The organism is Sedimentisphaera cyanobacteriorum (genome assembly GCF_001997385.1).
Lineage (GTDB): Bacteria > Planctomycetota > Phycisphaerae > Sedimentisphaerales > Sedimentisphaeraceae > Sedimentisphaera > Sedimentisphaera cyanobacteriorum.
In genome coordinates, this window is the sequence record NZ_CP019633.1 from 505,554 (window position 1) to 520,776 (window position 15,223).

8 protein-coding genes are annotated in these 15,223 nt (G+C 43.2%); 7 read left to right on the forward strand and 1 reads right to left on the reverse strand.

Annotation, left to right across the window (positions count from 1 at the left end; translation table 11 throughout):
• Positions 1-27: 27 nt before the first annotated feature.
• Positions 28-876 (reverse strand): peptide chain release factor N(5)-glutamine methyltransferase, encoded by an 849-nt coding sequence (gene prmC / locus L21SP3_RS01895; RefSeq protein WP_077539047.1) that lies wholly within the window; start codon positions 874-876, stop codon positions 28-30.
• A gap of 617 nt (positions 877-1,493) precedes the next feature.
• Here prmC and L21SP3_RS01905 point away from each other — a divergent pair.
• The 7 genes from L21SP3_RS01905 to L21SP3_RS01935 all read left to right on the forward strand — a co-directional run bounded on the left by L21SP3_RS01905 (position 1,494) and on the right by L21SP3_RS01935 (position 15,221).
• Positions 1,494-3,869: a hypothetical protein gene (locus tag L21SP3_RS01905; RefSeq protein WP_077539051.1), complete on the forward strand. Its 2,376-nt coding sequence runs from the start codon at positions 1,494-1,496 to the stop codon at positions 3,867-3,869.
• A 91-nt stretch (positions 3,870-3,960) separates the two neighbouring features.
• Complete coding sequence (locus L21SP3_RS01910; RefSeq protein ID WP_161488055.1) at positions 3,961-5,028, forward strand: uroporphyrinogen decarboxylase/cobalamine-independent methonine synthase family protein; 1,068 nt, start codon at positions 3,961-3,963, stop codon at positions 5,026-5,028.
• A gap of 129 nt (positions 5,029-5,157) precedes the next feature.
• Positions 5,158-8,121 carry a sugar-binding domain-containing protein gene (locus tag L21SP3_RS01915; RefSeq protein ID WP_077539055.1) on the forward strand — a complete coding sequence of 988 codons (2,964 nt, stop codon included), beginning with the start codon at positions 5,158-5,160 and terminating at the stop codon, positions 8,119-8,121.
• Between the two features lie 122 nt (positions 8,122-8,243).
• A complete protein-coding gene (locus tag L21SP3_RS01920) occupies positions 8,244-9,647 on the forward strand; it encodes a sugar porter family MFS transporter (protein ID WP_077539057.1) in 1,404 nt (467 codons plus the stop codon).
• 362 nt (positions 9,648-10,009) lie between these two features.
• Positions 10,010-11,632, forward strand: a complete 1,623-nt coding sequence (locus tag L21SP3_RS01925) for a LamG domain-containing protein (RefSeq protein ID WP_077539059.1) — start codon at positions 10,010-10,012, stop codon at positions 11,630-11,632.
• Between the two features lie 44 nt (positions 11,633-11,676).
• Positions 11,677-13,302, forward strand: a complete 1,626-nt coding sequence (locus L21SP3_RS01930; RefSeq protein WP_161488056.1) for a LamG-like jellyroll fold domain-containing protein — start codon at positions 11,677-11,679, stop codon at positions 13,300-13,302.
• A gap of 116 nt (positions 13,303-13,418) precedes the next feature.
• The gene (locus L21SP3_RS01935) at positions 13,419-15,221 is read left to right on the forward strand and encodes a LamG domain-containing protein (RefSeq protein WP_077539063.1); all 1,803 of its coding nucleotides are present in this window, start codon (positions 13,419-13,421) and stop codon (positions 15,219-15,221) included.
• The last annotated feature ends 2 nt before the right edge of the window (positions 15,222-15,223 follow it).

Genomic DNA, 15,223 nt, shown 5'->3' on the forward strand with positions numbered 1-15,223 from the left:
TTTTTCGCTCCGCAGTAAAGGTGGCTACTATTTATATATCCTGGCAATGCGGGGATTTCCCGCAAAGTCGTTTTCGATTGTGATATTATAGCCCTGCTGCCTAAAAATCTGCTCTATTTTTTCGGCCTGATTGTAACCAATCTCCAGGAGAATCAGCGAATCAGGCAGGATATGCTTATCTGCATTTTCCGCTATTCTGCGATAGTAGTCCAGGCCGTCTTCGCCTGCAAGAAGGGCCTCCGGCGGCTCATAATCTCTTATAGATTTGCTGAGCTGCTTATACTCACCTTCAGATACGTAAGGGGGATTGGATATGATAAGATCGTATTTCTCTGCGTTTTCCAGCCCTGAAAACATATCAGACTTACAGATTTTTGCTCTATCGGAGAGTTTGAGCCGTTCTAAATTATCCTTTGCGCAGTTAATCGCTCCTTCGCTTTTATCAGCGCATATCCCGATGCAGTCGCCGCAGTTTTTGAGGATTGCAGCTGTAATGCACCCGCTCCCGCAGCACATGTCGAGAAATCTCGCCCCTTCACCGCTTTCTCGGAGAAACTCAATCCCCCGTTCGGTGAGGTCTTCTGTTTCCGGCCTCGGTATGAGGCATTTGCCGTTCAGACTGATTTCAAGGCTGTAGAAGGTAGTTTTACCTATTATGTATTCAACCGGCATCCCCTCTGCGGCTTTTCGTATCTTGTTTCTAACCTCTGCGAGCTTGTCCTGAGATACAGGGCGTGATATATAAAGCTCTATTCTCTGCCTTCCCAGCACTTCAGAAATAAGCATTTCTGATTTGAGCCGCGGATTATCCGCTCCAGCCTTGCTGAGATAATCGGTTACCCAGTCCAGGAGTTTCGTGGTTGTCCATTCGGTCATTTGATACCTGCTTTGTGTGTTTATCTCGCTATCTAAAACAATTAACCTATCTTACACTCAGCCCCTGTTTTTGCAACTAAACGCTTGAATTTCAGCAGGGCAGTAAGTAGATTTTTTTGGTTAAACAGCCGGATGTGATTTTTGCAGTGCGGAGAGGGGAAGCAGATATTGAGAAAAAAAAATACGAAAAAACGCGCCCCCAATCAAACAATAACGGAAAAGCTTGGTGCAGGCGAAAAAAACATCTTTACTGATATTGCGCATTATACAACGGTATAGAAAAATACTTTCAAAGGAATCAATCTGCCTATATTGTCCTCCTGCAAAACGGCAAAACCTGAGCTCCTCCGCAGGTTCACTTACGGTGATTTTAAATCACGCCTTCAAAAAATATGTTGCAGCAATTTTCGGCCTTTTTTTATTTGCGCAAATTTGCGGAATTTTTATACAAAACTGCGTTGTTTATTGTGCAGATAACAGTATAAACAATTCAGAGAAAAGAGCAGATTTAAGGCTAATTGCCCAGCGAATTTGCACAAGCTTATTTTTATAAGATAAAAACGGTTTGTCCTTGTCTGTAATAGAGTAATTAATTATTATTTTTAGGGAATTATACTATGTATATCCAAAAAACAAAAATTTTCTGCTTAGTTGTTATTTTAGTTAGTCTTTCTCATTCAGCTATTGGTGAAAACGCGGGTGTCTATAAAGCCGCCTCAGATCAGGGGATTGCTGCGGACCGTTGGATTGAAATAGATCTTTACTGGTTTGACTACGATGATATGGAGGCCAGCGCTGAACAGTTCTGGGACCGTTACTACCCAATGTTCGAAAATATTGAAAACTGGAAGGGCGTGATTCTTAATGTCGGCTGGCTGATGGATACTGTATATGAGTGGCAGGGCAGCCTCAATAAAAAAATCGACTTGCCGGAAGATATGGAGCACTGGCCGTTTATCAAGGATGAAGGGCAGCTCACCGGCAGCACTGAGCAGCGAAAAAAACTGTGGAAGCATCGTTTCGAGACACTGGACGGTTATAATGTTGTAAATTATGCTCCTTGGACCTACGGCGATTTGAAAAAACTTGTAACTATACTGAAAAAGGTTGGCCGAGATAAATATGGTCTTGAGGATATAAGGATTGGAATGCTTGCCCTTGGCTGGCGCAGCATTTATCATGGGGAGTTATCTGCATTTTCTAAAACACATGAAAATGCTTATTTGAAACGCGGTATCCGCTGGGGAGTTCCCAATCTTATAGCGAAACTGAAAGAAGATCCGAGGGAATATGGAGCTTATCCTGACGGAATTCCCGAGGGTACTCCTTTAGTTGAATTTTTCGGCAAACAGTGGGGAGACCTCTCAAAAACAGTAGGACTCGATGCAATTGTCCTTCGTGACAGCATCATGGGTGTCGGCATTTATGTAAGAAACGGCCCTTATGGGCGAACCCCGCCAAAAGAGCCCAAAAAAGTGTCCCAATGGAGCCAGGCAACAGCTGATCTGGTAAGGCATACAAAACAGTCTAACCCTGAGGCCCTAGTCATCGGCTACTCATCTGCGGCAAGTGCAGTAGGAGACTGGCGGGTAAACTGTTTTGACTTGGAAACTATAGCAAAAGAAGGCTACCTCGATGCATGGATAGACCAGAGCTGGGCAGGTGCATGGAATGAGATAGGACAAAGACCTCCGGAATGGGCAAGTTTGTGGAACGCGCAGCGTCTTGGCTGGACTTATCAGCTTGGATACATTCTCGGCCACGCAGCCGTTTTAGCTGAAAGTGATGTTCGTCATTATTTCCTCACAGAAACGTTTGATGCATGGGAGTCTTGGGATATTATCCACACCGCCGCTGACAGGCTTCGATGGGGCATCTGGGCGTATTCTCACGCCGCAGTAAAAACACCAAGCGGTTTGAAAATGCCCGCTGGAAGTTATATTTCTTGGTGCAATCAGGGAAAAAGGCTCCTCTCGGAGGAAGATGTTGATTTCATTGTGAAGCATACAAATGCAGCTTTGATTGATGCCCGAAATACTAAAGAAGTTTACGGCCCGACTCTGGTTTACAACAGAAGCGCCATGGAATGGCAAAATGAAAATTCACCGAATATAAAAATAAAGGAATGGATAGACGAACAGGCCGGCGCTGTTATGAAATGGTCGGTGCCAATTATGTCAATCACAAGGCTCGAATATCTCAAGGATGTCGAAAGTGATATGTTTATCGTCCAAACTCCTGTTCACATGGAAGCGAGCGAGAAGGAAAACCTAATTGAGCTTATCGAATCTGGTAAGCCCACAGCGATTTTTGGAAGCCCTGCAGGCGGTCTTGATAAAGATATCGCAGAAATTATAGGTATCAAAACCAACTTCAAAACTACCGGCAAGCTTGAATTTATTGCAACATTAAATGGACAGGTGAAAGGTATCTTTGAAGGCCTTCCTAATACTTTTCCGCTGTATCATTATTTTACAAAGAACAAACTTACCAAACCGATTCAGACTCTGTACTGGGTTAAGCAGGAAAACCCAGCACTGGTGCTCAACAATTTAAAGGGAAAAAGCCTGTTTTTCTGGGATCCTCCGGAGCTTGCAACAAATATTCCATACGGAAACGCCGGCTCACTGGATCAGGACCTTGGAAGCCCTATCCCATATTGCCTCACTGCAAGGGCAATAAATAAAATGAGCAAAGAAGCAGATCTGTGTTACGTTGATCAGATAAAACCATACAGGCCAATGCAGCTGTCCTGCTGGAAAACCAAAGACGGGGACTATCGCATCTTAGCCGGCAATCTTGAAGAAGGCATAAACCATACATCTGACAAATGGGTGCATAACACTTTCAATATCCCCGAAAGTTTTGAATTACCTGATGTATTTACTGCTCAGGAGATTTGGCAGGATGCAAAGTACGTGATAGGCGATAATAAGCTTAGGGTAGTACTGGATCAGGCAGAAACAAAACTCTACATTTTGGAAAATGAGTAAGGCTGTTTTAGCCGAATTTACATTTAGACTAATAATAACATAGGTTAGCAAGAAAAGAACAGAAATGAATAATAATATTAATAAAATCACTTTGACGACAAAAAATGATTTTGAAAAGGCAATGGAAAGGGTTTACGCTTGGTATAACAATGAAATCATCGACCGTGTGCCTGTTCAGTTTTCAGCAGCAAATGCGCAGTACAATGTTGAATCAAAAGAAAACCGTACTCCCCAGGAGTGGAAAGAGATTTGGTTTGACACTGAGAGAGTGGTTGATTCTTTTATTGATTCTATAAAGGGCTGTCAATTTCTTGGTGAAACATTTCCGATTTACTGGCCTAACCTCGGTCCAGATATCTATGCGGCATTTTATGGCGGCGAGCTGACTTACGGCGAAGTTACTTCCTGGTCCCATCCTATCGTTAAAGATTGGAGCGAGATATCAGAGCTCAAACTGGACAAGAAAAATAAGTATTTTAGGAAGATTGAAGAAATGACTCAGTGTGCCATTGAAAAGTGCCAAGGGAGGTATCTTGTGGGATACACTGATCTTCATCCTTCTATGGATTGTGTGTTGGCATGGAGGGGCATGGAGCAGTTGTGTTACGATATGATTGATACCCCAGATAAAGTAAGTGAGCTTTTGGAGATTGCGTCTAGAGACTTCTATGACATCTTCGATCATTTTGATAATATGCTTAAATCTCAAGGACATATTTCTGTTACGTGGCTTGGCGTGCCGAGTTATGGCAAATTCCATGTACCCAGCTGTGATTTTGCAACGATGATGTCGCCGGCACAGTTTGATAAATTTGCAATGCCTTATCTCCTGGAGCAGATAAAGCACATGGACCATAATGTATTTCATGTTGATGGGAGCGGGGTGGCAAGGCATATTGATAAGATACTGGATATGCCTGAAATTAACGGGATCCAGTGGGTACAGGGTGTTGGAGAAGATGAACCCATAATGCAATGGCTCGATCTGATCAAGAAAATGCAGGATGCAGGCAAAGGTATTATGGTTGACCTCAAACTTCACGAGCTGGATGAATTTATTCAGGAAATGTCTCCGAGAGGCATCTTCTTGTGTATTGGAGAAAGTGAGCCGGAAGTTCAGAAATCAATTATCAAAAAGCTGGAAAAATGGAAAAGCTGAATCCCTCCATACTTCAAGGGTAAGGGATACAGTTAGATGTCTATGGTATAATCACTCTGCTTTTTAAATGGCTTATCAGAGCAGAGGGTTAAAAGGGATAAAATATTTTCTCTATTAAGGATTTGTTCTATGATACTAAGTAAGTCGCCAAAAATTTTTAAGTCGTGCCTTTATTTTACGTTTACTTTCTTGATTTTGCTTCAGGTAAGTTTCGGGGCAGAAAAAAAACAAATTGACCTCAGCGGCCAATGGTCTTTTAAGATAGACCGTGAAAACGTGGGTGTTAGTGATAAATGGTTCAATACTGATTTGCCTTATAAAATTAACTTGCCGGGCAGCCTGCAGGAGCAGGGCTATGGAAATGATATAACCGCCAAGACTGGATGGATCGCTGATTCCAGCGGCGTTGGGCCGATGACGGATGCTGAAATGGGCTATGATCAGGTGGAAGCAAAATCAAAATATCCAGGCTGGTTTGTTCATCCGATGTATGAGAAGTACCGCCAGCCTGAAAACCTCAAATTTCCTTACTGGCTTCAGCCTGAAAAACATTATGTGGGGCAGGCCTGGTATCAGAAAGAGTTTAACATTCCACAGCAGTGGCAGGACCAGAGAGTAACATTGACACTGGAAAGATGCCACTGGAAAAGTGATGTATGGCTCAACGGTTCAAAAGTTGGCACAAATGATTCCTTGGTAAGCTCTCATGTTTATGACCTCACAGATTTTATTTCACTGGGCACAAACAAGCTGACTGTGAGGGTTGACAACTCAATGATATTTGATGTTGGATACAATTCTCATATTGTTTCGGATCATACCCAGAGTGCTTGGAACGGTATCATTGGGAAGATAGCTTTGGAAGCAGAGCCGCTCATTGGGATTGAAAATGTGCAGGTATATCCGGACATAGAGAGCAAATCCGCCAGGGTAAAGTTCAAGATTTTCAACCATACAAATCAGAAAGCTCAAGTGGCTTTGAGATTAAGTGCTGAAAGCTATAATTCAGATAAAAAACACAAGCCTAAACCTTTATCAACTGAAATCACTGCTTCAGTTGGTGAATTATATGTGAATAGCGTTTATCCAATGTCAGATAATGTGCAGTTGTGGGATGAATTCAACCCTGCCCTTTACAATCTTACAGTTGAATTGATACCTTCTGATAACAAAATAAATAAGACCAGCCGGGAAGTTTCTTTTGGAATGCGTGAAGTGGGAACTAATGGTACAAGAGTTTCTATCAACGGCGAAGACATATTCCTTCGGGGAATAGAAGAATGCTGCATTTTCCCCAATACCGGTTATCCGCCAACGGATGTTGAATCTTGGCGGCGGATAATGAAGATAAGTAAAAAGTGGGGAATGAATCATCTTCGTTTTCACTCATGGTGTCCGCCGAAGGCAGCATTTCAGGCCGCAGATATGGAAGGTGTGTACGTAGAGGTCTCATTCTTCTGGGCAAGGTTCGAGGAAGAACCTGTTTACCGCTTTCTTCGCAGGGAAGCCCGCCGTGCAATGAAGCAGTACGGCAATCATCCCTCCTTTATCCTGCTTTCTCCCGGTCAGGAGTGCTGGATGGCCAGTAAGGATATTCTGGAGATGTTCAGAGACTGGAAGACAGACCCGCGAAGGCTTTACAGCGGTCCGGGCAATTCCAACTGGCTGATAACGCCTGAGATAGAGAAAGAATATGAATATTACGCTGCTCGGCATTATGAAGGCCATAGGACACGCTATCAGGCTGGCTGGCCGCCAGAAGCGGATGGCGCGTATTTTACGTCAATGCCTCCGCAGACGGTAATCGACTATGAAGAGGCTGTAAAGGCTTTCGGCAAAAAGCCTTTGATGACTTACGAAGTTGTACAGAGGTGCAGCTATCCCAATCTGGACAGCGGGCACAAATATACCGGTCAATTTGATGCTGCATACCTTGATATCGCAAGAGATCAGCTTAAAGAAAGAGGAATGCTTGAGCAGGCAGATAATTTTGTAACTGCCTCAGGCAAGTGGCAGGTCAAGCAGTTTAAGGAAGAAATTGAAGCGGCATTGAGGACAAAAGGTGTTGCCGGCTTCCAGCTTCTCGGAATTCAAGATTTCCCCGGGCAGGGAGCCGCGCTGGTTGGTATTATAGATGCTTTCTGGGATAACAAGGGTTATGTCAGTGAAGAAAAATTCGGCCAGTTTTGTGATGTTACAGTACCTCTTGCCCGGATGGAAAAAAGGGTATGGAAACAGAGCGAAACCTTCAAAGCAGGCATTGAGATAGCTAACTTTTCACAGCAGAAATATAATAATGCCGGCATAATTTGCAGGGTCAAATCAGATCAGGGAAAGGTAATAGAAGAACTCGAACTTGCCAAAATGGACATCCTCATTGGCAACGGCTTCAAAGCTGGGAATTTCGAAGCGGATTTGGCAGACTATGACTTGGGCAAATATGTCCTGGAAGTTCAGCTGGCTGATACAAATTACAAAAATACTTGGGATTTCTGGGTTTATCCTGATCAGGTTAATATGCCCTCTGCGGATGATATTTATATAACAAATAAGTTCGATGAAACGACCCGTCAGCGTCTTGAGGCTGGCGGAAAAGTATTGCTTCTTGCCAAAAGGGATGATGTTGCCGGCGATATGCCCCAGTGTTTCTCCAGCATTTACTGGAACTGCCCTTGGACAGGCGGCGGAGAATCTCAAACTATGGGCATCCTGTGTAAGCCGCAGCATAAACTCTTCGAATATTTCCCTACAGACTTTCATTCAAACTGGCAGTGGTATGAATTGCTGATTGATGCCAGACCGATGATTCTCGACCAGTGGGATAAAGAAAAAAGCTGGCCAAAAGAGTATCGTCCTCTGGTGCAGCTTATAAACGACTGGAACACAAACAAGAAATTGGCAGTCTTAGCTGAATGCAAGTACGGCAAAGGGAAAATGGTAATATCATCCATGAATCTGGAAAATGATCTTGATAACAGGTTTGTGGCAAGGCAATTCAGGTACAGTTTGCTGAATTATATGAAAAGCAGTGAATTCGACCCGCAGACCAAGGTCAGTAAGCAGCAGATCAATGGGCTGTTCAAAAGCGATTGATAACACGTCCATATAATTATGGTTCAAATTTATTAAATAAAATCCTGCCGGCAGGTATAGGAAAATGTATTCCGGGTGCTTCCCGGGTCTTTCATTACTAAAAAATGGAATAAGGAGAAAAAATGGGCGAAGAGAAAAATTCTAATCTCAGTAAGAGTTATCTTCTGGGAATATCTCTTGCAGCGGCTCTGGGCGGGCTGCTTTTCGGTTACGATCTTGTTGTAATCGGCGGAGCTAAGGAATTTTACGAATTAACCTTCGGTCTCAGCAGTCCGGTTATTAAGGGCTGGGCAGTTAGCAGCTGCATAGTAGGCTGCATAGTTGGTGCGTTTTTTGTCGGCAAGCCTGCTGATTTGTTCGGCAGAAAGATGATGCTTTCGATCGCTGCAATCCTTTTCTTGATTTCAGCAGCTGGTTCTGGATATGCACCTTCATTCTTCCAGTTTATAATCTACCGAATAATCGGCGGTATAGGTATGGGGATGGCTTCCACAATCTCTCCAATGTATATCTCTGAGCTCTCGCCTGAATCTATACGAGGTAGGCTTGTTTCCCTGCAGCAGCTCAACATCGTTATTGGCATTCTTCTTGCCCAGCTGGTAAATTATCTCATTCTGAAATCACATCCAATCCCGGAAGACGTAAGCGGGGCGGCTTTGCTTGACACATGGAACGGGCAAACCGGCTGGCGTTTGATGTTTCTCGCTGAAGGGTTCTGGGCGCTGCTGTTTTTCTTTTGTATGCTATTTGTGCCCCACAGTCCGAGGTGGCTTTGTAAGGTTGAGAGAGAGGAGGAAGCAGGAAATGTCCTCAGGCGAATCGGGGGTGAGGATTATTCCAAAATGTATCTCGCTGATATCAAAGATTCACTTAAGGGCGGGCATCATATAAATGAGCTTGCCGAAATCCTTAAGCCTAAAGTAGCAAAGATTGTTGTTGTGGGGATTTTTATTGCGATTTTTTCACAGTGGTGCGGGATTAATGTAATTTTCAACTATGCCCATGATATTTTCAAAGCAGCCGGCTATAATGTCAGCGGCGTGCTCTTTAATCTGCTTATTGTAGGTATAACGAATTTCCTCTTTACAATTGTAGCGATGGTTTCGATAGACAAGCTTGGAAGAAAGAAGCTTATACTTGCAGGTGCAGTAACTCTCGGAGTATCCTATACGCTCCTTGGGGTTTGTTTTAATATCGGCAGCCAAGGGATCCATGTGCTTGGTTTAGTGCTGCTTTCAATAGCATTTTTCGCATCAAGTATCGGCCCAGTAACTTGGGTTCTTCTTTCAGAAATATTTCCAAACAAAATTCGAGGGCTTGCAACTTCAATTGCAGTTTTTGCTATGTGGATAGCTAATTTCCTGCTTGCTCTGACATTCCCAAGCCTGATTTCAAGCCTTGATTTTGACAAAACCTTCTGGCTTTATGCCTCAATTTGCTTTCTGGGAGCAGTTTTTATAAAGCTGTGTGTGCCTGAGACTAAAGGAAAAACCCTTGAGCAGATTGAAAGGGAGGTTACTGGATAAACAAAAAGGGCGGTGCAAAGCAATTATGCATAAAAGGAAAGGCTTAAACAAATGTTTAGTAATTATCCCTGCCGGCAGATAAGTTGAATTTTTAATTTCTAATTCAAAACTGAGAAGATGTAATATATTAGACAGGATCAAAGGGATGATTTTACAAATTGCTCAAAAATGCGGAATTTTTATACAAAACTGCGTTGTTTATTGGGCACATTCATAGTATAAATGATATGTCGAAGAGTTCTGATTGATGAGGTATTCAGCTTTTACTTTCTTAAATATTGATTCAACTTTGATATAAAAGCAAGAGCTTTGTTGATTGGTTTTAGTTTTATCTGTTTTTTAATTTTTAAAGAGGTGTTACAATGAGAAAAGTTTTAATTGTATTAATGTGTTTCGGCTGCATTTATGCGGCAAAAGGAGCTGATTTGCTGGAGAACTGGCAGTTTGATGATGGCTTGGATGGTTGGGAGCATACTTCCAACAATAAATGGCACCATCATCTGGAAACAGAAATGGAAGGTGATGAGGAGATTAATTATTTCCGCTATGGCTGGGCTGATGGCCTCATGATATGGCAGAATATGGGTACTTTCGAGGAAAATACGAAATACCGGATGAAAGTAACTGCCAAGAACTGGGACGGCAAATGTGAGGCAGTTAGGCTTATTTTCAAAGATCAGACAACTGGCATTCATGTCGTAGATGACGAGAAATGGTTTGAGTATGGCGGTGATAACACCTGGCCTGACCCGAATGCTGTTTACCCATGGGAAGAATTTAGTACAGAGCTTGACACTTCAAATCATCCTGAAATTGTAGGCAATTCAATGCTTACAGTTATTAGATTGAGTGATTATGAGGACCCTTGGGGGCAGTGGTGCTGGCTTGCTTTAGATTCTGTAAGTGTTGTTCCTGATAAGCCTAAGGTTATGGAACAACCCGTTGATGATATAGCATCGCCGGATGCAGAATTCAGTGTGGGTGTAGCCAGTTATTCTCAAGTTCATTACCAATGGTATATCTCTGATGATGATGCAGTAGGCAATGATGTCCCAGTAGGGACAGACTCAGAAACGCTGGTTCTAACTGATGTACCCTCGGGGGATGCAGGCAAAAAAATATACTGCGTGGTAACCAATGATGAGACTACCGCTTCAGACACTTCTGAGATGGCTCTTCTTGGCGTGGAAGCGAAAATGGCTCACTGGAAATTTGAAGACAATCTCGAAGACGACACTGTAAACGGTTACGACGGAACTCTATACGCACCTTACTCTCCCTCATTTACAATGGACGGGTATGACGGAAGCGCAATTGAATTCACCCAGACAGAGCCAAACAGAGTAGTTATTGAAGGCAGTGAAGACGATTTCAACAACTATCAGGGCGGCCTTACAGTAAGTGCATGGGTAAATACTGAATATACTGATGGCTGGCAGGTAATAACAGCAAAGGACGACAGAGACATTGACTGGAGCGGCTGGTATCTCGGCATCAGTGATTCTCAGCAGGCAGCTTTTACTTTCAGGGGAGCAGATAATTCTACTGGAAGCACAGAATTGGCTGACGGGCAGTGGCATATGATAACAGTAACATATAACTCTGAAACTATGGAGCAGAGGCTTTATGTTGACGGCCTTCAGGATGCTCCTACAGTAGTATTGGACAGCGCTCCGGCTAAGACCCCGGCAGGCGAGGTGCCTGTAGTTATTGGGGCAGAGAATATGTATTCCGATGGCCCGAGAAATCCGTTTTATGGGTTAATGGACGATGTGAGAATATACAACTATCCAAAAGATCCATATCAAGTAATAGATATTTATAATGACGTTACTGATCCGGATAAAATATTCTGCATTGAAGATGACATACCTGCCCTCGACACAACCGGACCTGACGGCCAGCCGGACTGCAAAGTTGACCTGCTTGATTTTGCAGCATTAAGCGCCGATTGGATGTCTTCAGGGCTGTATCCAGCAGACTGAATTTGTGAAGATCGAATATGAAAATAATATTGAGGTGTAAAATTATGAAATTTTTTATGACAATAATCATAGCTATAACTGTTTTAACAGGTTCTCTTTATGCGCAAGAGTTGAATTTAGTAAATTCGACATTCGACGAAGGAGAAGAAATCAGCGGAGAGCTGATATTCCCTGATGGTTGGACCGGTTTTAACTCTGTGAATAGAGTTTACCATTGTCCAGACGGAAGTTTAGGGAATGCCGGTTATGTTGCAGAAGAAAGCCATATTAGGTATGGCTGGTCTGATGGATGCGGGATAACTCAGAATGAAACCCTTTCAGGCGTAACGCTGCCTGTAATTCAGGCGGATACTGTTTATACATTAGCAGCCAGAGTTAGGATGGATGAAGACTCTTCTTCTGTGGGAGTTGGGCTTCAAATGCTTGAGGGAGACAGCTCTGTAATAATCGAGGAAGACCATTTTAACACTGGAACCGGCTGGGTGATATATGAGCTTTCTTTTGATTCAGGCGATATGGAATACTCTCATACTGTTGGCAGTAAATTAGCACCTGCCGTGAAAAATTACGGCGGGAACAACTGGCAGATGATAGATTACGTTAAGCTCTTTGAAGGTAATGCGGTATGGATAGTGCAGCAGCCTCAGAGTCAGCTGGTTCAGGAAGGTGAAGATGCTCAATTCTCAGTTTCTCTGAACGAACCTGTAACACCTTGCAGTTATGAATGGTACTCTTCTCCTGATAAAACTGTAGGCGATAATGACGTATTCATAGAGTCTGGAAGTTCTGAGCTCACTGTTTCGGATGTTCAGCTCTCAGATTCCGGAGGATACTACTACTGCGTAGTCAGCGGCAGCGATTTCTCAATTACTACTAATACCGCTAGGCTTGAAGTTGAGAGGCTTATGGCTCATTGGAAACTCGACAGCAATCTTCAGGATTCAAGTCCAAACGGATGGGACGGCACAGCTGCAACCACAAATTATGTTTCAGGCGGAGGTATTGACGGAGACTGCTGCCAGTTTACAAATAACCTGAATGAAACAATAGAAATACCCGAAAGCAGCGAGGCTTTCAACAACTATGAAACGGGGCTGACTGTCAGCTTCTGGAAAAAATATGACAGCGCAAACACCGACTGGGAAATAGCAATTTCAAAGAGTACATCAAATGGAAACGGCTGGGAAATAGGTACACATAAACATGACAACTCACCATTTTTTGGATTTAGGGCTATGGGTGCGCTGAACTCTGAAATAAATATTATTGACGGTCAGTGGCACCACATTGTTGGTACATTTAACGGAAGCGATGCTGTAAGGCTGTATGTGGACGGTGAGCTCGACCTTGAGACATTTGGCGATTATGATGTTTATCCTAATAATACAAATATTATGATTGGCCGCCGGAATCAAGATGGGAAGGAATTACCCGTTAGCGGATACTTGGATGAGATTAAAGTTTTTAATTATGATGTCGGCGCAGAAGGTGCAGTTGACCTCTATAACGAATTTGCAGCTGAGCAAAAAATTGTTTGCATTCAAGAATATGCCCAGCAGTACGACGTTACAGGACCTGAGGGCGAGCCGGACTGCGTGGTAGATCAAAACGATCTGTATGTTATCCTTATAAACTGGCTTGAAGATAACACATATCCTCAGGTAAACTAGTTTTTAAGTCTTAAGCTTCAAGTTTTACAGGCCCCGCTTTATGCGGGGCCGATTTTTCTTAAATTCCGCAAGTAAAGTTTTTATATTAATGCACTTCTTCACTGAAAGAATTATCTATGTTCACTAAGCTATTTTCTTTTATTAGCATATTTGCAGTTTCGTTTACTGCCGTTTCGCAGGCATCAACACCGTGGCTTCACTGGAAACTCGATGAACCTTCCGGCAGGGCTGCCTCAGATTCAAGCGGACACCGAAGGGAAGCATCGCTTTTCGGACAGACCTTTGAAGACAATTCATCCGAAGGTGTAATTGGCTCTTCCCTTTCCTTTGACGGCAGCTCAGAGTCCGCTTCATATCATTTTTCTTCCACCGAGTTTGAGGAATATACAATTTGTTTCTGGGTTAAAGCTGCAAGCCTTTCCCAAAAGCAGTACTGCGCGCCGCTTAATACTTACGGCTCTTCCACCAACGGCTTTCAGATTGATGTAGATGGCAGCAGCCCGGGAAATTACAGGTATATCAGCGGCAGCGGTGATATAATAATGGGCTCAGCTCAAAAGCAATGGGTACACCTTGCCGTATCAGGAACTGAGAGCGAGACAAAAGTTTACTATAACGGCAGCTTTGAAGGTTCAAAGACCCTGAGCGATAATATTTTCAACCAAATAGCGCTAGGTGTAAACAGGAACGGCAGCAGATTTTTCAATGGATATATTGATGATGTGCAGATGTATGACAGAAAGCTCAGCAACAGTGAGATACATTACATCTACGCAAACCCGGGAGAAGTGGTTTCGCCTGAGCCTGCTGTATATAATATCACGCCGGGTGATGGGGAAGCAGGCTTTCCCTGTGATGCTAATCTGAGCTGGGATACTGCGGGCTGTTATCTTTTCGAGCCGAAATTCGATATTTATCTTGGGCAGTCTGCAGAGTCTCTTGAGAAGATTCGAAGCAGTTATGAGAGTATGTCTTTGGATTATCCTTTATCCGCAGGGAATCGTTATTACTGGCGGATTGATATTATTGATGACAATGACAGCGTCCATCAGGGCAGCTTGATGAGCTTCGTAACATTCAGCAAAGACCTGGAATTGCTCAGTTTGGGGCTAAACAGCTTTTCTCAGTCTGCTGATTTGTATCAAACTTCAGACAGCTCGGTTTTTGACAACGAGGCTTATATTTCCCAAGCACCTCAGCTCGAGGACGGAGTAAGCGGGAAAGCTGTTAGATTTACCAAAGACAGCAGAAACAAACTAAGCTGTACGCTCGCCCAGAAATCTTTTGCAGAAGGCGAAGAATGGTCTATGAATCTGTTTTTGAAAATCGATGCTGAAAATGATGCATTTACCAGGGTGATTGGCCTCGGCCCTCAAACCCGTCAAGGGCTCTATATCCTTGATGATTTCAGGGTGGGCTTTATTTATGATATGGATTACATCGCCAAAGGCAGTTCAAGACTTGTGCCAGAGAGATGGTATATGGTTAGTGTGGTAAAGAGCGGCGATAAGATAAAGCTGTATGTCAACGGAAGATTGGAATCCGGCGGAGCTTATGAAAATCTGAAAAACGAAGATTACGGTTTCCTTCCCTACTATTCGGAGTTTACGCAGTTTCAGGGTGCAGTAGATGAGTTTAAGATATTTGCAGGGGCCATAAACGAATCTGATATCAAGCAGGAGGTTCAGCTCCTTGCAGGTAATACTGAGCTCAGCTCAAATTTTTCTCCGCATAGAAATATATTATCAGTTTTTGCATCTGAATGGCTCAGCGGGGTTTCAGCTGCTCAGGTGAGCTCCTCAGGAAATTTAAGCTTGTATTCAGATTTTTGCAGTTATGCAAGTGATTATAACTGGGATAATAAAGTAGATATCTTGGATTATTCTGTTTACGCCTTCAACAGAAGCATTTTGAAATAAAG

Excerpts from the sequence above, each read along its gene's own strand:
- prmC (WP_077539047.1), bottom strand. The coding sequence starts at position 876 with ATGACCGAATGGACAACCACGAAACTCCTGGACTGGGTAACCGATTAT.
- L21SP3_RS01905 (WP_077539051.1), top strand. The coding sequence starts at position 1,494 with ATGTATATCCAAAAAACAAAAATTTTCTGCTTAGTTGTTATTTTAGTT.
- L21SP3_RS01915 (WP_077539055.1), top strand. The coding sequence starts at position 5,158 with ATGATACTAAGTAAGTCGCCAAAAATTTTTAAGTCGTGCCTTTATTTT.
- L21SP3_RS01920 (WP_077539057.1), top strand. The coding sequence starts at position 8,244 with ATGGGCGAAGAGAAAAATTCTAATCTCAGTAAGAGTTATCTTCTGGGA.
- L21SP3_RS01925 (WP_077539059.1), top strand. The coding sequence starts at position 10,010 with ATGAGAAAAGTTTTAATTGTATTAATGTGTTTCGGCTGCATTTATGCG.
- L21SP3_RS01930 (WP_161488056.1), top strand. The coding sequence starts at position 11,677 with ATGAAATTTTTTATGACAATAATCATAGCTATAACTGTTTTAACAGGT.
- L21SP3_RS01935 (WP_077539063.1), top strand. The coding sequence starts at position 13,419 with ATGTTCACTAAGCTATTTTCTTTTATTAGCATATTTGCAGTTTCGTTT.